Source organism: Halorubrum sp. DM2 (assembly GCF_901686465.1).
In the GTDB taxonomy this organism is placed as follows: Archaea; Halobacteriota; Halobacteria; order Halobacteriales; family Haloferacaceae; genus Halorubrum.
On record NZ_LR594487.1, the window covers coordinates 1,925,901 to 1,947,958 of the forward strand.

General features: G+C 68.2%; 18 protein-coding genes. 15 read left to right on the plus strand and 3 right to left on the minus strand.

Annotation, left to right across the window (positions count from 1 at the left end):
* Nucleotides 1–370: 370 nt before the first annotated feature.
* From QOL69_RS09795 to QOL69_RS09850, 12 genes are all read left to right on the plus strand, one after another.
* Complete coding sequence (locus tag QOL69_RS09795) at nucleotides 371–1,297, plus strand: replication factor A (protein ID WP_283403007.1); 927 nt, start codon at nucleotides 371–373, stop codon at nucleotides 1,295–1,297.
* Nucleotides 1,298–1,966 (plus strand): RPA family protein, encoded by a 669-nt coding sequence (locus tag QOL69_RS09800; RefSeq protein ID WP_283403008.1) that lies wholly within the window; start codon nucleotides 1,298–1,300, stop codon nucleotides 1,964–1,966.
* A gap of 144 nt (nucleotides 1,967–2,110) precedes the next feature.
* Nucleotides 2,111–2,515 (plus strand): DUF8146 domain-containing protein, encoded by a 405-nt coding sequence (locus QOL69_RS09805; RefSeq protein ID WP_048077168.1) that lies wholly within the window; start codon nucleotides 2,111–2,113, stop codon nucleotides 2,513–2,515.
* Nucleotides 2,516–2,915: 400 nt separating this feature from the next.
* Complete coding sequence (gene pdhA, locus QOL69_RS09810; RefSeq protein ID WP_283403009.1) at nucleotides 2,916–4,019, plus strand: pyruvate dehydrogenase (acetyl-transferring) E1 component subunit alpha; 1,104 nt, start codon at nucleotides 2,916–2,918, stop codon at nucleotides 4,017–4,019.
* Nucleotides 4,020–5,006, plus strand: coding sequence for an alpha-ketoacid dehydrogenase subunit beta (locus QOL69_RS09815; protein ID WP_048077169.1), 987 nt, complete (start codon nucleotides 4,020–4,022; stop codon nucleotides 5,004–5,006).
* Between the two features lie 45 nt (nucleotides 5,007–5,051).
* A complete protein-coding gene (locus QOL69_RS09820) occupies nucleotides 5,052–6,719 on the plus strand; it encodes a dihydrolipoamide acetyltransferase family protein (RefSeq protein ID WP_283403010.1) in 1,668 nt (555 codons plus the stop codon).
* Complete coding sequence (gene lpdA / locus QOL69_RS09825; RefSeq protein WP_283403011.1) at nucleotides 6,719–8,146, plus strand: dihydrolipoyl dehydrogenase; 1,428 nt, start codon at nucleotides 6,719–6,721, stop codon at nucleotides 8,144–8,146. The genes QOL69_RS09820 and lpdA overlap by 1 nt, the downstream gene beginning before the upstream one ends.
* A gap of 295 nt (nucleotides 8,147–8,441) precedes the next feature.
* Nucleotides 8,442–10,577, plus strand: coding sequence for a catalase/peroxidase HPI (gene katG, locus QOL69_RS09830; RefSeq protein WP_048077170.1), 2,136 nt, complete (start codon nucleotides 8,442–8,444; stop codon nucleotides 10,575–10,577).
* 300 nt (nucleotides 10,578–10,877) lie between these two features.
* The gene (locus tag QOL69_RS09835) at nucleotides 10,878–11,207 is read left to right on the plus strand and encodes a DUF5783 family protein (RefSeq protein ID WP_048077171.1); all 330 of its coding nucleotides are present in this window, start codon (nucleotides 10,878–10,880) and stop codon (nucleotides 11,205–11,207) included.
* A 71-nt stretch (nucleotides 11,208–11,278) separates the two neighbouring features.
* Nucleotides 11,279–11,656, plus strand: a complete 378-nt coding sequence (locus QOL69_RS09840) for a NifU family protein (RefSeq protein WP_048077172.1) — start codon at nucleotides 11,279–11,281, stop codon at nucleotides 11,654–11,656.
* Between the two features lie 236 nt (nucleotides 11,657–11,892).
* A complete protein-coding gene (locus QOL69_RS09845) occupies nucleotides 11,893–12,312 on the plus strand; it encodes a PPC domain-containing DNA-binding protein (protein ID WP_048077173.1) in 420 nt (139 codons plus the stop codon).
* 37 nt (nucleotides 12,313–12,349) lie between these two features.
* A complete protein-coding gene (locus QOL69_RS09850) occupies nucleotides 12,350–15,895 on the plus strand; it encodes a DNA polymerase II large subunit (RefSeq protein ID WP_283403012.1) in 3,546 nt (1,181 codons plus the stop codon).
* 39 nt (nucleotides 15,896–15,934) lie between these two features.
* On the opposite strand, the gene QOL69_RS09855 is transcribed toward QOL69_RS09850, so the two are convergent.
* Both QOL69_RS09855 and eda read right to left on the minus strand, forming a co-directional pair.
* Nucleotides 15,935–16,240, minus strand: a complete 306-nt coding sequence (locus tag QOL69_RS09855) for a putative quinol monooxygenase (RefSeq protein WP_048077177.1) — start codon at nucleotides 16,238–16,240, stop codon at nucleotides 15,935–15,937.
* Between the two features lie 45 nt (nucleotides 16,241–16,285).
* On the minus strand, nucleotides 16,286–16,930 hold the full coding sequence (eda, locus tag QOL69_RS09860) for a bifunctional 4-hydroxy-2-oxoglutarate aldolase/2-dehydro-3-deoxy-phosphogluconate aldolase (protein ID WP_283403013.1): 645 nt from the start codon (nucleotides 16,928–16,930) through the stop codon (nucleotides 16,286–16,288).
* Between the two features lie 197 nt (nucleotides 16,931–17,127).
* On the opposite strand from eda, the gene QOL69_RS09865 reads away from it, so the two are divergent.
* Nucleotides 17,128–19,317 carry an elongation factor EF-2 gene (locus QOL69_RS09865; RefSeq protein WP_048077176.1) on the plus strand — a complete coding sequence of 730 codons (2,190 nt, stop codon included), beginning with the start codon at nucleotides 17,128–17,130 and terminating at the stop codon, nucleotides 19,315–19,317.
* 124 nt (nucleotides 19,318–19,441) lie between these two features.
* On the opposite strand, the gene QOL69_RS09870 is transcribed toward QOL69_RS09865, so the two are convergent.
* Complete coding sequence (locus QOL69_RS09870) at nucleotides 19,442–19,936, minus strand: DUF3592 domain-containing protein (protein ID WP_283403014.1); 495 nt, start codon at nucleotides 19,934–19,936, stop codon at nucleotides 19,442–19,444.
* A 413-nt stretch (nucleotides 19,937–20,349) separates the two neighbouring features.
* Between QOL69_RS09870 and QOL69_RS09875 the strand changes: the two genes are divergently transcribed.
* Both QOL69_RS09875 and QOL69_RS09880 read left to right on the plus strand, forming a co-directional pair.
* Entirely contained in the window at nucleotides 20,350–20,970 is a 621-nt protein-coding gene (locus QOL69_RS09875) for an amino acid-binding protein (protein ID WP_283403015.1), read from the plus strand.
* A complete protein-coding gene (locus tag QOL69_RS09880) occupies nucleotides 20,967–21,971 on the plus strand; it encodes a homoserine dehydrogenase family protein (RefSeq protein ID WP_283403016.1) in 1,005 nt (334 codons plus the stop codon). The genes QOL69_RS09875 and QOL69_RS09880 overlap by 4 nt, the downstream gene beginning before the upstream one ends.
* The last annotated feature ends 87 nt before the right edge of the window (nucleotides 21,972–22,058 follow it).

The following is a 22,058-nucleotide window of genomic DNA, read 5'->3' on the forward strand; positions in this document are numbered from 1 at the left end:
GCCTCACGCCTCCCCAGCCTCGTCGGTCGCCTCCGCGTTGCTCCGGCGACCGACTCCCTCGCGCGTGCTGGCTCGCGGCGCTTCGCGCCGCTCGCAGGCGCGCGCCACCGCTCTGTTTCGGCGGCGCTCGTTAAATCCTCGATCCATGTGATCGTTCCACTCGAAACGAAGCCCGCGCGTGGCTGACGAGCGTCTGACGCGGTCGGAGTCATTCCGTCGGCCGATCTCCACGAATCGAGAGAAACCCGCTCAGAAGCCCTCAGAAGCCGTTTCCTGTTCACTTTCACCGCGGTCACGTACGTTTTAATACCATCTGGAACCAACCCTCGTACGCCTCCCACCGAAACAAGACCGGAGGCGGAGACACCCCATGAGCGAACTGCGACAGGAAGCGGAAGCGATAGCGGAACAGTTCTCGGACCACACGGACGTCAATCCCGACGACGTCGAGGAACGGCTGGCGACGCTCGTCGACGAGTACCGCGTCCCCCTCGACGAGGCGCGCCGGAGCGTCACCAACAGCTACCTCGAAGACGCCGGGATGGAGCGCGACGAACTCGGCCGCGGCGGCAGCGAGGAGGTCCTCGTCAACGACATCGACGAGGACGAACAGTGGGTCGACTTACGCGTCGAGCTGGTCGACCTGTGGGAGCCGCGCAGCGACTCCATCTCGCAGGTCGGCCTCCTCGGCGACGAGTCGGGCACGATCAAGTTCGTCGCCTTCGAGACCTCCGACCTCCCCGAGCTGACGGAGGGACAGGCGTACGAGCTGACGAACGTCGTCACCGACGAGTACGAGGGCAGCTACTCGGTGAAGCTCAACCGGACGACCGGCATCACCGAGATCGACGAGGAGATCGAGGTCGGCGACAACGCCGACACGGTCGAGGGCGCGCTCGTCGACATCCAGTCCGGTTCCGGGCTGATCAAGCGCTGCCCCGAGGAGGACTGTACGCGCGTCCTCCAGAACGGCCGCTGCTCCGAACACGGGCAGGTCGAGGGCGAGTTCGACCTGCGGATCAAGGGCGTCCTCGACGACGGCGAGACGGTCACCGAGGTCATCTTCGACCGCGAGGCCACCGAGGATCTCACCGGCATGACCCTCGAAGAAGCGAAGGACATGGCGATGGACGCGCTCGACACCACGGTCGTCGCAGAGGAGATGGGCGAGGACGTGCTCGGGCGCTACTACCGCGTCACCGGTCCCACCTTCGGCCGGTACGTCCTGGTCGACGACATGGAGGACCCGGGCGCTGTCGACGTTGAAAGTGCGCTGATCGAAGCGAGGTCGATTTAAATGAGCCAATCCGCACCCACCCGAGAGGTCGCCCGGCGCGTGTTCGCGAGCGAGTTCAACGACGCCGGCTACACGTTCACCGAGTCCGACGACGAGCGCGCCCCCGTCTACGCGCTGTTACCGACCGGCGAGTCCTCGAACCGCGTGTTCTTCGTGGGCACGCTCACCGAGAAGGAGGACGTCGGCGACGACAGCGAGTACTGGCGCGGCCGCATCGTCGACCCGACGGGCACGTTCTTCGTGTACGCCGGCCAGTACCAGCCGGAAGCCGCTTCCAAACTCCGGGACCTGGAGCCCCCGGCCTACGTCGCAGTCGTGGGGAAGCCCCGGACCTACGAGACCGACGACGGCACGGTCCGGGTCTCCGTCCGCCCCGAGTCGATCACCGAGGTCGACGCCGCCACTCGCGACCGCTGGGTCGCGGAGACCGCCCGCCGCACCGTCGAGCGCGTCGCCGCGTTCGACGACGAGGGCAACGAGTACGCGCGGATGGCCCGCGAGGAGTACGACCTCGATCCCGAGACGTACAAGGCCGCCGCGCTGTCGGCGCTCGAAGACCTCGACGAGAGCGGCGACGAGCTCGCGGGCGACGAGTCCGCCGCCGACGATACCGCGCCCGACGACGCCGCCCCGGACGAGACGGACCCGGCCGGCACGCCGGAGCCCTGAGATAGTCGGTACGTCGGAGCCCTGAGGCGGTCGGCCCGCCGCGGAGATCCGCGGTAGTCGCCGCGACCGACCGTCGAACGCGATTTTTGTTCGTGCGATCGTCTGACAAACGCTTAAGTGAGACGCGAGACCAAATTCCCGGTAATGGGCAACAAGAACAAGACGATCTCGTTCCGCGTCAACGAGGGCGCGTTCGAGGCCCTCCGCGACATCGCGGAGGAGCGGGACATCTCGCTGTCGGCGGTCTTCCGGGACTATGTGGACGCGCTCGTTGCCCACGACGGTCAGGTCCGAGTTGTCCCGGAGTCCGAACTGGAGGGCATGGGCGACGACGGCGAGTCGTTCCCCCCGAAGATCGAGGTCCCGAAGAGCTTCGTCCGCGAACACGAACGGCTGGAGTTGGAGGCCGAACACCTCCGCGAGCAGCTCGATGAGCACAAGCGGTACGTCAACTACCTCCGCGAGCAGCTGGAGGAGGGCGACGACGAGGTGATCCACTTGGAGGACCTCGACGGCGAGCCGGACGAACCCTCCTTCCGACTCGGCTAACGCCCCCTGTCGCCCGACGACTCCTATCGGCTACCGCCTCCCGTCGTCTACCGCCTCTTGTCGGCCGTGACGCACCCCTCCCGTGCGTACGCCTCTCTCGTGCGTACTCTCGTTCCGCGTTCAAACCGTCGAGCCACGGTGCCTCGACTCGCGGCCTTCCCTTTCGCCGGCGACCGGTCGCGAAAACCTTCCTGTTCGTCCGTTACTGACCCGCGAAACGCACATGTTGGCGAAAATATTGCCAAATCGCTCGTAGTTTGTTCAGAAACGTCCGGTTCTCTCCCCGTCTGATGGACGGTTTCTCATCCCGAGGCCGCTATTTCTGATTATACTAAATTATTTACGAAAACGATATTACCCGGGCGGTGGACGTATCGGATATGCGAAGGTGGGTTCGACCGTGACCGTGTTCGACAGGGCGTACGACGATACGGTTCGCGTCCTCGACGAGGACGGGGAGGTCGTCGGCGACGTTCCCGACCTCGACGACGACTCGCTCGTCGAGATGTACAGGCACATGCGGTTGGCGCGTCACTTCGACGGCCGCGCGGTGAGCCTCCAGCGACAGGGCCGGATGGGGACGTACCCCCCGCTCTCCGGGCAGGAGGGTGCTCAGATCGGCTCGGCGTACGCGCTCGACGACGACGACTGGATGGTCCCGTCGTACCGCGAACACGGCGCTGCGCTGGTCCACGGGCTCCCGCTGAAACAGACCCTGCTCTACTGGATGGGCCACGAGGACGGCAACAACGCGCCGCCGGACGTCAACGTCTTCCCCGTCGCCGTCCCCATCGCGTCGCAGGTGCCCCACGCCACGGGCGCTGCGTGGGCCTCGAAGCTCCGCGGCGAGAACGACGCGTTCGTCTGCTACTTCGGCGACGGTGCGACGAGCGAGGGCGACTTCCACGAGGGGGTCAACTTCGCGGGCGTGTTCGACACGCCCACCGTCTTCTTCTGTAACAACAACCAGTGGGCGATCTCCGTCCCCCGCGAGCGACAGACCCGGAGCGCGACGCTGGCACAGAAGGCGGAGGCGTACGGCATCGACGGCGTTCAGGTCGACGGGATGGACCCGCTCGCGGTGTACAGCGTCACGGCGGCCGCCTTGGAGAAGGCGCGCGACCCCGACACCGACCGACCGCGACCGACGCTCATCGAGGCGGTCCAGTACCGCTTCGGCGCGCACACGACCGCCGACGACCCGACGGTGTACCGCGACGACGACGAGGTCGAGCGCTGGAAGCGGAAGGACCCGATCGACCGGCTGGAGTCGTACCTCCGCGACGAGGGGGTCCTCGACGACGAGCGCGTCGCGGAGATCGAGTCGTTGGTCGAGGCGCAGGTCGCGGACGCCATCGACGAGGCGGAGTCGATGGCGCGGCCCGACCTGCGAGAGCTGTTCGAACACGCCTACGCGGAGCTTCCGCCCGAATTGGAGCGGCAGTACGAGTCGCTCGCCGCGCTCCGCGACGACCGCGGCGACGCGGCGTTCCTGGAGGACTGAATGACCGATACACAGAATCTCACCCTGGTACAGGCGGTACGGGACGGACTACACACCGAACTGCGCGAGGACGACGACGTCGTCGTGATGGGCCAAGACGTCGGGAAGAACGGCGGCGTCTTCCGCGCGACGGAGGGGCTGTTCGACGAGTTCGGCGGCGACCGCGTGATCGACACGCCGCTCGCCGAGTCGGGAATCGTCGGCACCGCGGTCGGCATGGCCGCGATGGGGATGCGACCGGTCCCCGAGATCCAGTTCTCGGGGTTCATGTACCCCGGATTCGACCAGATCGTCTCGCACATGGCGCGGTTCCGCACCCGAAGCCGGGGGCGGTTCACGCTCCCGATGACCTTGCGCGCCCCCTACGGCGGCGGCATCCGCGCGCCGGAACACCACTCCGAGTCGAAGGAGGCGTTCTACGCCCACGAGGCCGGGCTGAAGGTCGTCGTCCCCTCGACGCCCTACGAGGCGAAGGGGCTGCTCGCGGCGTCGATCCGCGACCCCGACCCGGTGATCTTCCTCGAACCGAAGCTGATCTACCGGGCGTTCCGCGAGGAGGTGCCGGACGAGCCGTACACGGTGCCGATCGGCGAGGCGAAGACGCGCCGCGAGGGCGACGACGTCGCCGTGTTCACCTACGGCGCGATGACCCGCCCCACGCTGGAGGCCGCCGAGACGCTCGGCGAGGAGGGGATCGAGTGCGAGGTCGTCGACCTCCGGACGATCTCGCCGCTCGACCGCGAGGCGATCGTCGAGGCGTTCGAGAAGACCGGCCGCGCGGTCGTCGTCCATGAGGCCCCCAAGACCGGCGGCCTCGGCGGCGAGATAACGGCGATCCTTCAGGAGGAGGCGCTGTTACATCAGGAGGCACCGATCGGCCGCGTCGCCGGGTTCGACGTGCCGTACCCGCTGTACGCGTTAGAGGACTACTACCTCCCGTCCGCGGCGCGCATCGAGGAGGGAATCCTGGAGGCGGTCGAATTTTAACATGACCGCCGGAGATACATCCATGACCGTCGAGGAGGTCGACAGATGACGATCAAGGAGTTCAAGCTACCCGACGTCGGCGAGGGCGTCGCGGAGGGCGAACTGGTCTCGTGGCTGGTCGCGCCCGGCGACCGCGTCGAGGAGGACCAGCCCGTCGCCGAGGTCGAGACCGACAAGGCGCTCGTCGAGGTCCCGTCGAGCTACGACGGCGTCGTCGAGGAGCTGTTCGTCGAGGAGGGCGAGATGGTCCCGGTCGGCGACGTGATCATCTCGTTCCGCGTCGACGAGGAGGGCGGCGAAGCCGTCGACGCGGCGGCGGGCGACGCGGAGGCGGGCGGCGGTGAATCGGACTCCTCCGCGGGCGAGGAGGCGGAACCGGAACCGAGCGCCGGAGACGAGTCCGACGCCGAGCCGGACGACGACCGAGCCGACCCCGAACCCGACACGCCCTCGGGCCGGACGTTCGCGCCGCCGTCGGCGCGGCGGCTCGCCCGCGAACTCGGCGTCGACGTCGCGGCCGTCGACGGGAGCGGTCCCGGCGGTCGCGTGAGCGAGGCCGACGTGCGGGCACACGCGGCGGGCGACGCCGCCGACGCGGACGACGCCGGCTCGGGACCGCGGCCGACGCCGACCGACGCCGGCTCGGACGGACGGAAGTCCGCGGTGAGCAAGCGCGACGCCGGCGGATCCGCGGCGTCCTCGGCGGCAGCCGCCGGCGGTCCGGAGCCGGCGAGCCGAGAGACGACGCTCGCGACGCCCGCGACGCGGAAGGTCGCGCGCGACCGCGGCGTCGACATCGACGACGTCCCGACCGACGAGACCCGCGACGGCGAGGCGTTCGTCACGGCGGAGGCCGTGAACGCGTACGCGGACGCGCTGGAGGCGGCGTCGACGTCGGCGGCCGAATCGGACTCGGCCGAACCCGCCGGAACCGAATCCGAGCCGAGCGACCCCGAACCGGCCGACCTCGGGGACGCCGGCGTCGCCTCGACCGACGCGCCGAGCGAGACCGCCGCCGGCGACGAGACCGTCCCCTACCGGGGCGTCAGGCGGACCATCGGCAAGCAGATGGAGCGGTCGAAGTTCACCGCGCCGCACGTCACCCACCACGACACCGCCGAGGTCGACTCCCTCGTCGACGCGCGCGAGGAGCTGAAGCCGACGGCGGCCGCGGAGGACGTGAAGCTCACCTACATGCCGTTCGTGATGAAGGCCATCGTCGCCGGCCTGAAACGGCACCCGTACCTCAACAGCGAGCTCCGCGAGGACGACGAGGAGATCGTCTTGAAAGGCGACTACAACCTCGGCATCGCGGTCGCGACCGACGCCGGACTGATGGTCCCGGTCGTCGAGAACGTCGACGAGAAGGGGCTCTTCGAGCTTGCCGAGGAGGTCAACGACCTGGCCGCCCGCGCCCGCGAGCGGAAGCTCAAACCCGCGGAGATGAAGGGCGGCACGTTCACGATCACCAACTTCGGTGCCATCGGGGGCGAGTACGCCACCCCGATCATCAACTACCCCGAGACCGCAATCTTAGGGCTGGGAGCCATCGAGGAGCGCCCCGTTGTGCGCGAGGGCGAGGTCGTCCCCGCGCCGACGCTCCCGCTGTCGCTTTCGATCGACCACCGGGTCGTCGACGGCGCGATCGCGGCCGAGTTCGCGAACACCGTCATGGAACACTTAGAAAACCCGCTGCTGCTACTCAACGAATAATGGTCGTCGGAGATGTCACCACGGGAACGGAGGTACTGGTCATCGGCGCGGGACCGGGCGGCTACGTCGCCGCCATCCGCGCCGCACAGGAGGGACTCGACACGACCTTGGTCGAGAAGGACGCCTACGGGGGCGCGTGTCTCAACCGCGGCTGTATCCCCTCGAAGGCGCTCATCACGGGCAGCGGGCTCGCCCACGAGGCGGGCAACGCGGAGTTCATGGGCGTCCACGCGGACCCCGCCGTCGACATGGGGAAGATGATCGAGTGGAAAGACGGCGTCGTCGACCGCCTGACGAGCGGCGTCGAGAAGCTGTGCAAGGCGAACGGCGTGAACCTGATCGAGGGGGAGGCGTCGTTCGTCGACGAGGACACCGTCCGGGTCGCGCACGGCGGCGACGGACAGGGTTCCGAGACGCTCTCGTTCGAGCACGCAATAATCGCCACCGGCTCGCGACCGATCCAGATCCCCGGCTTCGACTTTTCCGAGCCCCACGTCTGGAGCTCGGAGGAGGCGCTCGACGCCGAGGTCGTCCCGGACCGGCTCGGGATCGTCGGCGGCGGCTACATCGGTATGGAGCTGGCGACGACGTACGCCAAGCTCGGTGCCGACGTGACGGTGATCGAGATGCTCGACGACATCCTCGATCCCTACGAGGACGACGTGAAGCGGATCGTCCGCAAACGCGCCGAGGAGCTGGGCGTCGAGTTCCACTTCGGCGAGGGTGCGAGCGAGTGGTCGGAGGCACCCGACGGCGGGTACCTCCTTCACACGGAGACCGAGGATGGCGAGGAGTCGTCGTACTCGGTCGACAAGATCCTCGTCGCGGTCGGTCGCCGACCCGTCACCGACGGGCTCGACGTCGGGAACGCCGGGATCGAGACGGACGACCGCGGCTTCATCGAGACGGACGACCGCACCCGCACCGCGGTCGAGGGCGTTCACGCCGTCGGCGACGTCGCCGGTGATCCGATGCTCGCGCACGCGGCCTCCAACGAGGGGATCGTCGCTGCCGAGGTGATCGCCGGCGAGCCGGCGGCGCTCGACCGGCAGGCGGTCCCGGCGGCCGTCTTCACCGACCCCGAGATCGGCACGGTGGGGATGACCGAGGCCGAGGCCGAAGACGACGGCTTCGAGCCCGTCGTCGGCGAGATGCCCTTTAACGCCTCCGGCCGGGCGATGACGACCGGTCACACCGAGGGGTTCGTTCGGATCGTCGCCGACGACGAGACCGGCTTCGTGCTGGGCGCGCAGATCGTCGGTCCCGAGGCCTCCGAGCTGATCGCCGAGGTCGCGCTCGCGGTCGAGATGGGCGCGACCCTCGAAGACGTGGCCGCGACCGTCCACACCCACCCGACGCTCGCGGAGGCCGTGATGGAGGCGGCCGAGAACGCGCGCGGGCAGGCGATCCACACGCTGAACCGTTGAGGAGCGAGTTTAGACCGTCGCTCGCGGCGTCGCGGTCGCGACTCTCGCTCGTGATACGGGACCTCCTCCGCTCGAACGACTCTTCGCCCGAACTGTCGGAGATCAGAACTGTCTGCTTCTCGACTGGCGTCCCCGAAATGTGTATCCACTTGAAGGAAGAGGTCGCGCCTTCTGATGATTACTTCGCAGATTCACAAATAGAACTTCATTATTTCGATACAATTCCTCTATTATAACGATGTTTCCCTCGCCGAATTAGACAATATTATCAGCGGCGAGGACCGACCATTTCTTGATGGCTAGTAATACACAAAACTGGTGGCCGGACCAGTTGGACTTGGAGCTACTCGATCAGAACGGCTACGATGTCGGCCCCTACGACGAGGAGTTCGACTACGCGGCGGCGTTCGAGGACCTCGACCTCGACGAGGTCAAGGCGGACATCGAGGAGGTCCTGACGGACTCGAAAGACTGGTGGCCGGCCGACTACGGCCACTACGGCCCGCTTTTCATCCGCATGACGTGGCACGCGGCCGGGACGTATCGCTCGCTCGACGGTCGCGGCGGCGCGGCCGGCGGACATCAGCGGCTCCCGCCGATCAGCAGCTGGCCCGACAACGTCAACCTCGACAAGGCCCGGCGGCTGCTGGAGCCGATCAAGACGAAGTACGGCGAGAAGCTCTCGTGGGCCGACCTCATCGTCCTCACTGGCAACGTCGCGCTGGAGTCGATGGGCTTCGAGACGTTCGGCTTCGCGGGCGGCCGCGCGGACGATTTCAAAGGCGACGACTCCATCGACTGGGGTCCTGAAAGCGAGTGGGAGACCACCTCCGAGGAGCGCTTCGACGAGAACGGCGACCTGAAGCCGCCGCTCGGCAACACCGTAATGGGCCTTATCTACGTCAACCCCGAGGGGCCGAACGGCGAGCCGGACCTCGACGGCTCCGCGAAGAACATCCGACAGTCCTTCAGCCGGATGGCGATGAACGACAAAGAGACGGTCGCGCTCATCGCCGGCGGCCACACGTTCGGGAAGGTCCACGGCGCGGACTCCGGTGACAACCTCGGTCCCGAACCCGAGGACGCCCCCATCGACCTCCAGGGTCTCGGCTGGGACAATGAGTTCGGCGAGGGGAAGGGTCCCGACGCGATCACCAGCGGCATCGAGGGGCCGTGGAACGCCACGCCCACCGTCTGGGACATGAGCTACGTCAACAACCTGCTCTCCTACGATTGGGAGCCGGAGAAGGGTCCCGGCGGCGCGTGGCAGTGGACCACGAAGAACGACGAGCTGGACGACGCCGCGCCCGGCGTCGCGGACCCCTCCGACAAGGAGGACATCATGATGCTCACGACGGACGTCGCCCTGAAGCACGACGACGACTTCCGGGCGGTCTTAGAGGAGTTCCGCGACGACCCCGACGAGTTCCAGGACACGTTCGCGAAGGCGTGGTACAAGCTCCTCCACCGCGACATGGGCCCGCCGGAGCGGTTCCTCGGCCCCGAGGTCCCGGAGGAGACGATGATCTGGCAGGACCCCCTGCCGGACGCCGACTACGAGACCGTCGGCGACGCGGAGATCTCCGACCTCAAGGGCCAGCTGCTCGACTCAGAGCTGTCGGTCGGCGAGCTGGTCAAGACCGCGTGGGCGGCGGCGTCCACCTACCGCGACAGCGACAAGCGCGGCGGCGCGAACGGCGCGCGGATCCGCCTCGAACCGCAGCGGAGCTGGGAGGCCAACGAGCCGGAGCAGCTGGCCGACGTCCTCTCGACGCTCGAATCGATCCAAGCCGACTTCAACGAGTCGCGGTCCGACGACGTCCGCGTCTCGCTCGCCGATCTCATCGTGCTGGGCGGGACCGCCGCCGTCGAGCAGGCCGCGGCCGACGCGGGCCACGACGTCGAGGTTCCCTTCGAACCCGGCCGCGTCGACGCCACCGAGGAGCAGACCGACGTCGACTCGTTCGAGGCGCTAAAGCCCGACGCCGACGGCTTCCGCAACTACCTCGGCGACACCGACGAGGACGTCGAGGACCTCATGGTCGACAAGGCGGACCTGCTGAACCTGACCGCCAGCGAGATGACCGTGCTGGCCGGCGGCCTGCGCGCGCTGGGTGCGACCTACGGCGACTCCGACCGCGGGGTCTTCACGGACCAGCCCGGCACGCTCACGAACGACTTCTTCGCGAACCTGCTCGACATGCAGTACGAGTGGGACGCGGTCACCGAAGACGAGGACGTCTTCGAGATCCGCCACCGCGAGACCGGCGAGGTCGCGTGGGAGGCGACGCGCGCTGACCTGATCTTCGGCTCGAACGCGCGGCTCCGCACCATCGCGGACGTGTACGCGAGCGACGAGGAGCAGTTCGTCGAGGACTTCGCCGAGACCTGGAGCGAGGTCATGAAGCTCGACCGGTTCGACCTGAACTAACGCGGTCACTCCCGCAGTCCGGTTTCTTCTCTTTCGAGTCGTCCGAGTCTGGCCCACAGATACCCCTCCGTCGCTCGTTGCTCACGAGTCTCCCGCCGAGCTTGCTATTCTCGATGGCTTACGGTCCGACTTCAGTCGGTCCCCCAGCAGGCGACCTCAATATTCTATATCGCGGTATACAATTTATCGAGCTGCCGCGGGGCTGAACTCCTTGTCCGGAACGCCCCGTGTTTTCCCGTCCGTTTCGGCGTCTCGGTGGCGATCGACCCGCTTTTTTCCCGCCAGACCGTCGCTCGCGACATGGCCGACGAGTTCGACCCGGAGAAGTTCGAGGACAAGTACGCGCACTACTTCAACGAGCTTCAGCGCGCGTACAAGAACGCGTTCAACCAGATGAACGACCGGTACGACTCGGAGCTGATCCACGGTATCGACCAGACCGTGCTCAACGAGTCAGAGCCGTTCTACGAGGACGGCGAGTTCCGCGTCGAACTCCCGGAGAACCCGCGCGAGCGGATCCGCGGAGCCGTCGCCGTGGACGACGAGACGTTCGAGGAGACGCTCGACGAGTACGTCGAGCGGATCGAGTCCGAACTGTACCGGACTCTCGGCGTCGACCGTCCCGAGTGAGCCGGGCGGCGTCCTCCACCCGGATCCGCCCGAACCAAAGGCATAAGCACGCCGACCGCCAACTCGCAGGCATGAGCACGGACGCGACTGACGCGGACAACGACCTCCGCGAGCGGATCACGAACTTCCTGCGGCGTAACTTCCCGCAGATCCAGATGCACGGCGGCAGCGCCGCCATCGCCCACCTCGACCGCGAGAAGGGCGAGGTGACGGTCCAGCTCGGCGGAGCCTGTTCCGGCTGCGGTATCTCCCCGATGACGATCCAGGCGATCAAGTCCCGGATGGTCAAGGAGATCCCCGAGATCGAGACGGTCCACGCCGACACCGGCGCGGCCGCGGGTGCCGACGGCGACCTCGGCGGAACGAGCAGCGGCGGGATGTCGCCCTCCTTCCCCGGGGAGACGACCGACGACGGCGGCGACGACGAAGGCCCGCAGGCCCCGTTCTGAGCCGGTCGACCGCGGACGGCCCCTTCTCCGCTTTTCTCAGGCTTTAAGTCACATCTCTACCGGCCGAATATCGGTCTTTTAGTCTGCCTCTCGGCGATTTTCTGTCGCCGTGGTCGATTCTGACTTGTCGTCGATCGATGACGGAGTAAATCATATTTCGCTATATCGAATGTACGACTCGATCGAGATGTGGCCGACTGAAGCCTTTTTGCCCCCGGCACTCGTTGAGGCGCTCTATGTACCATCGCGAGGTCGAACCCACGGCGGAGTACGTCGCGCGGTTCGAGACGGGTGCCGACTGGCGCGAGGAGATCGAGTCGCTGGCCCGCGAGGAGGACGTCGAGGCCGGCTGGTTCACGGCGCTCGGCGCGGTCCAAGACGCGGACGTCTGGTTCTACGACCAGGAGGACACCGAGTACCGGTCGGTCACCTTCGACGAGCCGCTGGAGGTCGCGGCCTGCGTGGGCAACGTCTCACTTCTGGAGGGCGACGTGTTCGCGCACACCCACGTCGTGCTCTCGCGGCCGAGCGGGCAGGCGCTCGCGGGGCACCTCGACTCGGCGACGGTCTGGGCCGGCGAGTGTCACCTGCGCGCGTTCGCCGAGCCGCTCGAACGCTCGCACGACGAAGCCACGGACCTCGACCTGTGGCTGTGACCCGGAGCGCGCGCACGGCCTCCGCGGTCGACGCCCGATGAGACCGGACGACGAGCGCTACTTCGCGCAGATCGAGGAGCGCCTCGACGAGGCGTGGGAAGTCGCGGAAACGGCCAAAGAGCAGGGCCACGACCCGGAGCCGGAGATCGAGATCCCGGTCGCGCGCGACATGGCCGACCGCGTCGAGAACATCCTCGGGATCGACGGGGTCGCCGAGCGCGTCCGCGACTTGGAGGGAGAGATGTCGCGCGAGGAGGCCGCCCTAGAGCTGGTTACCGACTTCGTCGACGGCAGCGTCGGCGACTACGACTCCCGAGAGGGGAAGATCGAGGGGGCCGTTCGGACCGCGGTCGCGCTGCTCACCGAGGGTGTCGTCGCCGCGCCGATCGAGGGGATTGACCGCGTCGAGCTGTTGGAGAACGACGACGGCACCGAGTTCGTCAACGTCTACTACGCCGGCCCGATCCGCTCCGCGGGCGGGACCGCGCAGGCGCTGTCCGTGCTCGTCGCCGACTACGCCCGATCGCTACTCGGCGTCGACGAGTACAAGCCCCGCGACGCCGAGGTCGAGCGCTACGCCGAGGAGATCGCCCTCTACGACAAGGAGACGGGGCTCCAGTACACGCCGAAGGACAAGGAGTCGAAGTTCATCGCGAAGCACATCCCGATCATGCTCGACGGGGAGGCGACGAGCGACGAGGAGGTCTCCGGGTTCCGCGACCTGGAACGCGTCGACACCAACTCCGCGCGCGGCGGGATGTGCCTCGTCGCCGCCGAGGGGATCGCGCTGAAGGCCCCGAAGATCCAGCGGTATACCCGCGATCTGGAGGAGGTCGACTGGCCGTGGCTCCAGGACCTGATCGACGGGACGATCGGGAAGGACGGGGCCGGCGACGGCGACGCGGCGGAAGACGCCGAGGACGAGTCCGCGGAGAGCGACGGCGACGCCGAGAACGACGCGGAGGGGGACGGCTCGAACGCGGACGAGCCGGCCGGACCGGTCCGGGCCGACCCCTCCCAGAAGTTCCTCCGCGACCTCATCGCGGGCCGCCCCGTGTTCACACATCCGAGCGAGGCCGGCGGGTTCCGACTGCGGTACGGTCGCGCGCGCAACCACGGGTTCGCGACGGGCGGCGTCCACCCCGCGACGATGCACATCGTCGACGACTTCTTGGCGGCCGGGACGCAGATCAAGACCGAGCGCCCCGGGAAGGCCCACGGCGTCGTCCCCGTCGACTCCATCGAGGGCCCGACCGTTCGGCTCGCGAACGGCGAGGTCCGCCGGATCGACGACCCCGAGGAGGCCAAGGAGGTCCGCAACGGGATCGAGAAGGTGCTCGACTTGGGCGAGTACCTCGTCAACTACGGGGAGTTCGTCGAGAACAACCACCCGCTCGCGCCCGCGTCGTACGCCCCCGAGTGGTGGGTTCAGGAGTTCGAGGCGGCCGGCGCGGACGTCCGCGCCATGCGCGACGACCCCCACGTCGACCTCGAACACCCGACCGTCGACCGGGCGCTCGCGTGGGCGGACGAGTACGACTGCCCGCTCCACCCCGAGTACACCTACCTCTGGCACGACGTGTCGGTCGACGCGTTCGCGGCACTCGCCGACGCGGTCGCCGCGGGCGACGTCGTCGGGGGCGTTCTCGCCGTCGAGCGCACCGACCCGGTTCAGGACGCGCTGGAATCGCTGCTGGTCGAACACGCGGCGACCCCGGACGCGCTCCGGATCCCGACGTGGCGTCCGCTCGCGCGGTCGCTCGGGGTCGACGACGGACTGCGGAAGGAGTGGGGCGACGAGGATCTCTCGGCTGCGGCCCGCGGCTACGCCGACGGCGAGAACGCGATCCACGCCGTCAACGAGGTCGCCCCCTTCGAGGTGCGCGAGCGCGCCCCGACCCGGATCGGCAACCGGATGGGTCGCCCCGAGAAGTCGGAGAGCCGCGACCTCTCGCCCGCGGTCCACACCTTGTTCCCGATCAACGAGGCGGGCGGTCCCCAGCGCGACGTCGCCGAGGCGGCGAACGTGATGGACGACACCGGCCACCGCGGGCGGCACGACTTGGAGGTCTCCGACCGGGTCTGTCCCGACTGCGGTGAGCACACCTACGCCGCCCTGTGTCCCGACTGCGAGACGCACACGGAGCCGCACTACGAGTGCGGCGACTGCGGGACAGTCTGCGAGCCGGACGAGGCCGGCCGGGTCGAGTGCCCGAACTGCGAGTGGGAGGTGACCGCCGCGACCTACCAGGAGGTCGACGTCAACGACGCGTACCGCTCCGCGTTAGAGACCGTCGGCGAGCGCGAGTCCGCCTTCGAGATCCTCAAAGGGGTTCAGGGGCTCACCTCGCGGAACAAGACCCCGGAGCCGATCGAGAAGGGCGTCCTCCGGGCGAAGAACGGCGTCACCTCGTTCAAGGACGGGACGGTCCGGTACGACATGACCGACCTCCCCGTGACGGCGGTCAAGCCCGAGGAGCTCGACGTCACCGCGGACCACTTCCGCGAACTCGGCTACGAGACGGACATTGACGGCGAGCCGCTGCGCCACGACGACCAGGTCGTCGAACTGCGCGTTCAGGACATCGTCCTCTCGGACGGCGCGGCCGAACACATGCTGAAGACCGCGGACTTCGTCGACGACCTCTTGGAGCAGTTCTACGGACTCGACCGCTTCTACGAGGTAAACGAGCGCGACGACCTCGTCGGCGAGCTCGTCTTCGGGATGGCCCCCCACACGAGCGCCGCAACTGTCGGAAGAGTGGTAGGTTTCACCTCGGCGGCGGTGGGATACGCTCATCCGTACTTTCACGCTGCGAAACGTCGGAATTGTGATGGTGACGAGGACTGCGTGATGCTCCTCATGGACGGACTTCTCAACTTCTCGAAGGAGTTTCTCCCCGACCAGCGCGGCGGGCGGATGGATGCGCCCTTGGTGATGTCCTCGCGGATCGACCCCTCGGAGATCGACGACGAGGCGCACAACATAGACATCGCGCGGGAGTACCCGCGAGAGTTCTACGAGGCGACGACGGAGATGGCCGACCCGGAGACGGTCGAGGACCTGATCCAACTCGGCGAGGACACGCTCGGCACCGACGAGGAGTACCACGGGTTCAACCACACTCACGACACGACCGACATCGCGATGGGACCGGATCTCTCGGCGTACAAGACGCTCGGCGACATGATGGAGAAGATGGACGCGCAGCTGGAGCTGGCACGGAAGCTGCGCGCGGTCGACGAGACGGACGTGGCCGAGCGCGTGATCGAGTACCACTTCCTGCCGGACATCATCGGGAACCTCCGGGCCTTCTCGCGGCAGGAGACCCGCTGTCTCGACTGCGGCGAGAAGTACCGCCGGATGCCCCTGACGGGCGAGTGCCGCGAGTGCGGCGGGCGCGTGAACCTCACGGTCCACGAGGGGTCGGTAAGCAAGTACGTCGACACCGCCATCGAGGTGGCGGAGCGGTTCGGCTGTCGCCCCTACACGAAACAGCGGCTGAAGGTGTTAGACCAGTCGCTCGAATCGATCTTCGAGGACGACACGAACAAGCAGTCCGGCATCGCGGACTTCATGTGAAGACCGGGCGGGTCCGGCCGCGGTCCGCGCGGGCCCGCCTTAGAGGTCGAGCTGTGCGGCCGACTCCACCTCGAACTGCCACACCTCCGGCTCCCCGGCGAGCAGGTCGGGGAGGGCCGCCTCGAACGCCTCGAAGTGGTCCGTCCGCGAGTGCGACTCGAACGCCTCGGCGTCCTCGTACCGCTCGAAGAAGCGGAGCATCGCCCCGTCTTCGACGTCTCTCGCTGCCCTGTAGTCGATCACGCCGTCCTCGCGGTTCGACTCCGCGACGAGGGTTTCGGCGTGGTCGAGCGCTTCGTCGATCCGGTCCGGGTCGATCGGGAACGCCGCGTGTACGACGAGCATCGTCGACGGTACACCGCGCGTTCGGAAAAGGGGACGGGAGCCGTTTCAGTCGTCCCCGCGGGCCTCCTCGACCACCCGCGTGAACTCCCGGGCGGTCTCGGTGATCACCTCGTAGTCGCCGCGCTCGGCGGCGTCGTAGTCGACGAGCGCGCCGCCCGCGCCGACCGCGAACGCGCCCGCGTCGACGTACGCCCCGGCGTTGTCCGGGCTGACGCCACCGGTCGGCATCATCGGGATCTGTCCGAGCGGCCCCTTCATCGCGCCGAGGTGGTCCGGGCCGACGGTCTTCGCGGGGAACACCTTCACGAAGTCGGCACCGGCCTCGTAGCCGCGGATCGCTTCCGTCGGCGTCATCACGCCCGGCGCGGTGACGGCACCGTAGCGGTTGCACGTCTCGATCACGTCCTCGTGGAGGCTCGGCGAGACGACGAACTCCGCGCCCGCCATCAGCGTGGCCCGGGCGGTCTCGCTGTCGAGGACCGTCCCGGTGCCGACGACGACCTCGTCGTCGAAGGAGCCGGCGACCTCGCCGAGCTTCTCTGCCACGTCCGGCGTGTCGGCGGTGATCTCCACGGCGGTGACCCCGCCCTCGCGTAGCGCCTCGGTGATCTCGATGAGCTGGTCGGCCGGGACCCCGCGTAACACCGCGACGACGCCGCTGTCGACGATCTGAGAGAGCGTCTCGTTCATACCTCCCGTTTCCCGAGTCGGGACTTAAAACCGCCCCGATGCTTGCGACCGTCCGCTGGCCTCCGGTCGGGACCGCAGAGTCGACGTTCCGTGACACCCGTCGACACGAAATCGGCGGGGATCGGGGGTGATCCCCGGCGAAACGGCCGCGACGAAACACTACCCTTTTGACCCTGCTTTCGGTAATTGTCGGTATAATGGGCCGACGCAAGAAGATCGTTCAAGAGTGTGAACGGCTGATGGACACCCCGGAGAACATCCGGAACATCGCCATCGCCGCCCACGTCGACCACGGCAAGACGACGCTCTCCGACAATCTGCTGGCCGGTGCCGGCATGATCTCGCAGGACACCGCGGGCGAGCAGCTCGCGATGGACACGAAGGAGGACGAGCAGGAGCGCGGTATCACCATCGACGCGGCGAACGTCTCGATGACCCACGAGTACGAGGATACCAACCACCTCATCAACCTCATCGACACCCCGGGCCACGTGGACTTCGGGGGCGACGTCACCCGCGCGATGCGCGCGGTCGACGGCGCGCTGGTGGTCGTCGACGCCGTCGAGGGCGCGATGCCGCAGACCGAGACGGTGCTCCGGCAGGCGCTCCGCGAGGGCGTGAAGCCGGCGCTTTTCATCAACAAGGTCGACCGCCTCATCTCGGAGCTCCAAGAGGGGCCCCAAGAGATGCAAGAGCGGCTGATGTCCGTCATCGCCGACGTCAACGAGCTTATCCGCGGGATGGCCGAGAACATGGACGACATCCCCGAGGACTGGACCGTCTCCGTCGAGGACGGCACGGTCGGGTTCGGCTCCGCGCTGTACAAGTGGGGCGTCTCGATGCCGTCGATGCAGCGGACCGGCATGGACTTCGGCGACATCATGGAGTTAGAGCAGAACGACAAGCGGCAGGAGCTTCACGAGCGGACGCCGCTGTCGGACGTCGTGCTCGACATGGTCTGCGAGCACTTCCCGAACCCGGTCGACGCCCAGCCCCGTCGTGTCCCGCGCATCTGGCGTGGCGACTCCGAGTCCGAGCTGGCAGACACGATGCGGATGGTCAACGAGGACGGCGAGGTCGTCTTCATGGTCACCGACATCTCGATGGACCCGCACGCGGGCGAGATCGCGACGGGCCGCGTCTTCTCCGGCACGCTGGAGAAGGGTCAGGAGCTGTACGTCTCCGGCACGGCGGGCAAGAACCGCATCCAGAGCGTCGGCCTCTTCATGGGGTCCGAACGCGAGGAGGTGGACCGCGTCCCGGCGGGGAACATCGCGTCGGTCACGGGGCTGCGTGACGCCATCGCCGGCTCGACCGTCTCCTCCGTGGAGATGACGCCGTTCGAGTCGATCGAGCACATCTCCGAGCCGGTCATCACGAAGTCCGTCGAGGCCCAGAACATGGACGACCTGCCGAAGCTCATCGAGACGCTCCAGCAGGTCGCCAAGGAGGACCCGACGATCCAGATCGAGATCAACGAGGACACCGGCGAACACCTCATCAGCGGGCAGGGTGAGCTTCACCTCGAAGTGATCACCCAGCGGATCCGCGACAACCAGGGGATCCCGGTCATCACCGGCGAACCGATCGTTGTGTTCCGCGAGCAGCCCCAGGAGTCCTCGCGCGAGGTCGAGGGGCAGTCGCCGAACCGCCACAACAAGTTCTACATCACCGTCGAGCCGATGGACCAGGAGATCGTCGACGCCATCCAGCTCGGCGAGGTCTCGATGGACATGCCCGAACTGGAGCGCCGCGAGGCGCTGCAGGAGGCCGGCATGGACAAGGACACCTCCCAGAACGTCGAGGACATCCACCGGACGAACATCCTCATCGACGACACGAAAGGTATCCAGCACCTCAACGAGACGATGGAGCTGGTCTTAGAGGGGCTTCAGGAAGCGCTCGACGACGGCCCGCTGGCCGCCGAGCCGGTCCAGGGGTCGCTGTTCCGCCTCCACGACGCGAAGCTCCACGAGGACACCATCCACCGCGGTCCCGCGCAGGTCATCCCCGCGGTCCGCGACGCTGTCCACCGCGCGCTGATCGACGGCGAGGTCCGCCTGCTGGAGCCGATCCAGGACGTCCGGATCGACGTGCCCTCCGAGCACATGGGCGCGGCGTCCGGCGAGATTCAGGGTCGTCGCGGCCGCGTCGACGACATGTACCAGGAGGGTGACCTCATGGTCGTCGAGGGCATCGCGCCCGTCGAGGAGATGATCGGGTTCTCCTCCGACATCCGCTCGGCCACCGAGGGCCGCGCCTCGTGGAACACCGAGAACGCGGGCTTCCGCGTGCTCGTCGACAACCTCCAGCGCGAGAAGATCATGGAGATCCGCGAGCGCAAGGGCATGAAGCTCGAACTGCCGCAGTCGATCGACTACTTCTAAGTCGACGACGCGGTTCGTGGTGTGCGGCTTTCTGCGGTCTTGCTTCTGCGAAGCTCTCGTTTAGCGGCTCTCGCTTCCGACAGCTCTCGCCGTCAGCGACGACCCTGTTCTCTCGCCGGTCTCGTCACCCGCGGACGCGCCGGAGCGTCGACCGCCCGCCGACGAACGCGAACAGCAGACCGATCACGACCGCGACGAGCGGGGCGTTCGACGTCTGGGATCGCAGGAACGCCCCGTCGGGGTCCGACGGGTCGACGTAGGCGGTGGCGGGCTCGCCGACGGCGTAGCCGTCGAGGACCTCGCGAGCCGCCGACTCGGTGTCGTAGTTCGACCTGATCGCCGACGGGAACAGGTTCGTGCCCGCGTACTCGGTGCCACCGTACTCGTAGGTGAACCGGACCGTCGGGCGGTAGTCCACGCCCGGGCTGCTGCCGCTCGACGTCGACTCCACGTCGAGTTCGGTGATCGTGGCGTCCACCTCGACGGCGTCGTCGACGGCGTTCGACTGCTGGGCGTAGTCGTACGCGCCGTAGCCGGTCACCGCGAGACCGATGAGCAGCACGGCGACCGCGCCCCTGAGCGTCTTCGGACCGTTTATCGAGAGGCCACCGTCGCTCACGCGGACCGACGACCTCGATTTGACGGGCGACGATTCGGTGAACGGCGATTCGACGGACTGCGACGCAGCGCGGCGGATCGCGTGTCGACACTCGGCGGACCGCGTGGAGGGTAACGCACGCCCCGCCGTCGGTCCCGGCCCCAAATAACTGTGTGGGTGGCTCCCTCCGTCCGGGGACGGACGCCCGATTCCGTGGTGTACGTTGACAACCGCGGCGGCGAGGCAACGCCTGCCCCCGCCGAAGGCTTATACCCGATCGTCCGACTCAGTTCGGGTATGCAGACGGGCACGACTCCCCTCTGGCGCGCCGCGGCGGAGCCACCGAGCGATCGCTCCACGTCGGGGACAGGAACGTGTCCGCGCACGCCGACCCGCGACCGAACCGTTCGCGCCGGAGTGGCGGGGGTGGCGGCGTGAGCGACGGTCGCGACGGGGCTCCCGAGGCCGCGCCCGACGGGGCCGACGGGGTCGACGCCGACGCGGACTCAGATCCCTCCCCCGACGGCGGCCACGCGGCCGCGACGCCCTCGACCCACACGGTCCGGCTGGAGCTCGTCGACGAGCCGGGCCAGCTGCTCGCCGCGCTCCAGCCGATCGCGGACAACGGCGGGAACCTCCTGTCGATCTACCACGAGCGCGGGAACAAGACCCCGCGCGGTCGGATCCCGGTCGAGGTCGACTTCGAGGCGACGCCGGAGCGGTTCGAGGAGATCGTCGACGCCCTCCGCAGCGAGGGCGTGAACGTGATGCAGGCCGGGACGGAGCGGTACGCCGAGGAGGTGACGATCCTCCTGTTCGGGCACCTCATCGACACGGACCTCTCGGACACGCTCTCGCGGATCGAGGCCTGCGAGTCGGCCTCCGTCGCCGACGTCTCGCTGGCAGCGCCGCAGGGGACCGAGGAGGTGTCGAGCGCGCGCCTCCGGCTCGAAGCCCGGGCGGGCGAGACGGACGCGGCGCTCGCGGCGGTTCGCGACCTCGCCGCGGAGAAGGAACTCCGCGTCGTCGAGCCGCTCACGGGGGTGGAGGCGTGAGACTCGCCGTGATCGGCGCGGGCGCGGTCGGGCGCTCGGTCGTCGAACTCGCGGGCGGGTACGGCCACGAGGTCGTCGCTGTCGCGGACTCGTCGAGCGCGGTCGTCGCGGACAGGGAGGGCGGGGCGGCCGGTACGGGCGGCGATGGCGTCGGTGTCGACGCGGATGCCGTCGTCGCACGGAAGGCGGAACGCGGGATCGTCGGCGACGACAACCCCGACGACGCGCTCGCGGCCGACTACGACGTCCTCGTCGAGGCGACGCCGACGACGCTCGACGACGCCGAACCCGGCTTCTCGCACGTGACTCGCGCGCTGGAGCGCGACCGCCACGCAGTGCTCGCGAACAAGGGCCCGGTCGCGGAGCGGTTCGGTGACCTCCGGGCGGCCGTCGACGGCAGCGACGGCGAGATCCGGTTCGAGGCGACGGTCGGCGGCGCGATCCCCGCGGTCTCGACCGTCGAGGACATCGAGCCGGGCCACGTTACCGCGGTCCGCGGCGTGCTCAACGGGACGGCGAACTTCATCCTCACGCGGATGGCCGCGGAGGGGCTCGACTACGACCACGTGCTCGCGGAGGCGCAGGACCTCGGTGTCGCCGAGGCGGACCCTTCCTTCGACGTGGACGGCACCGACGCGGCGCTCAAATGCGTCATCCTCGCGAACGTGCTCTCGTTCGGCGCGGCCGACGACCCGGCGGACGCGCGGGAGTTCACGCTCGACGACGCGGACGTGGAGGGCATCCGCGACGTGCCCGGCTCCGCGCTCCGGCTCGCGGCCGAGGACGGGCGGACGGTGCGGCTGATCGGCGAGGCGACCGGCGACACGGTTCGGGTCGCACCGCGGCTCGTTCCCGAGAACGGGACGCTCGCGGTCTCTGGCACCCAGAACATCGTCCAGATCGAGACCTCCCACGCCGGCCGGCTCAACATCTCCGGTCGCGGCGCGGGCGGCCCCGAGACCGCGAGCGCGGTGCTGGGCGACGTGGGGCGGCTGGAGTAGTTGGCTCCGGGTCGCGTGCGACGCCCCGTTCGGCCGGTCGTCCGCGTTCCCGACTGTCGCCGTGCGGCTCTGTGCCGTGCGCCGCGT

Excerpts from the sequence above, each read along its gene's own strand:
- QOL69_RS09835 (WP_048077171.1), top strand. The coding sequence starts at position 10,878 with ATGGCCGACGAGTTCGACCCGGAGAAGTTCGAGGACAAGTACGCGCAC.
- QOL69_RS09815 (WP_048077169.1), top strand. The coding sequence starts at position 4,020 with ATGACCGATACACAGAATCTCACCCTGGTACAGGCGGTACGGGACGGA.
- eda (WP_283403013.1), bottom strand. The coding sequence starts at position 16,930 with ATGAACGAGACGCTCTCTCAGATCGTCGACAGCGGCGTCGTCGCGGTG.
- QOL69_RS09800 (WP_283403008.1), top strand. The coding sequence starts at position 1,298 with ATGAGCCAATCCGCACCCACCCGAGAGGTCGCCCGGCGCGTGTTCGCG.
- QOL69_RS09795 (WP_283403007.1), top strand. The coding sequence starts at position 371 with ATGAGCGAACTGCGACAGGAAGCGGAAGCGATAGCGGAACAGTTCTCG.
- QOL69_RS09840 (WP_048077172.1), top strand. The coding sequence starts at position 11,279 with ATGAGCACGGACGCGACTGACGCGGACAACGACCTCCGCGAGCGGATC.
- QOL69_RS09820 (WP_283403010.1), top strand. The coding sequence starts at position 5,052 with ATGACGATCAAGGAGTTCAAGCTACCCGACGTCGGCGAGGGCGTCGCG.
- QOL69_RS09805 (WP_048077168.1), top strand. The coding sequence starts at position 2,111 with ATGGGCAACAAGAACAAGACGATCTCGTTCCGCGTCAACGAGGGCGCG.
- QOL69_RS09855 (WP_048077177.1), bottom strand. The coding sequence starts at position 16,240 with ATGCTCGTCGTACACGCGGCGTTCCCGATCGACCCGGACCGGATCGAC.
- QOL69_RS09865 (WP_048077176.1), top strand. The coding sequence starts at position 17,128 with ATGGGCCGACGCAAGAAGATCGTTCAAGAGTGTGAACGGCTGATGGAC.
- QOL69_RS09845 (WP_048077173.1), top strand. The coding sequence starts at position 11,893 with ATGTACCATCGCGAGGTCGAACCCACGGCGGAGTACGTCGCGCGGTTC.
- lpdA (WP_283403011.1), top strand. The coding sequence starts at position 6,719 with ATGGTCGTCGGAGATGTCACCACGGGAACGGAGGTACTGGTCATCGGC.
- katG (WP_048077170.1), top strand. The coding sequence starts at position 8,442 with ATGGCTAGTAATACACAAAACTGGTGGCCGGACCAGTTGGACTTGGAG.
- QOL69_RS09850 (WP_283403012.1), top strand. The coding sequence starts at position 12,350 with ATGAGACCGGACGACGAGCGCTACTTCGCGCAGATCGAGGAGCGCCTC.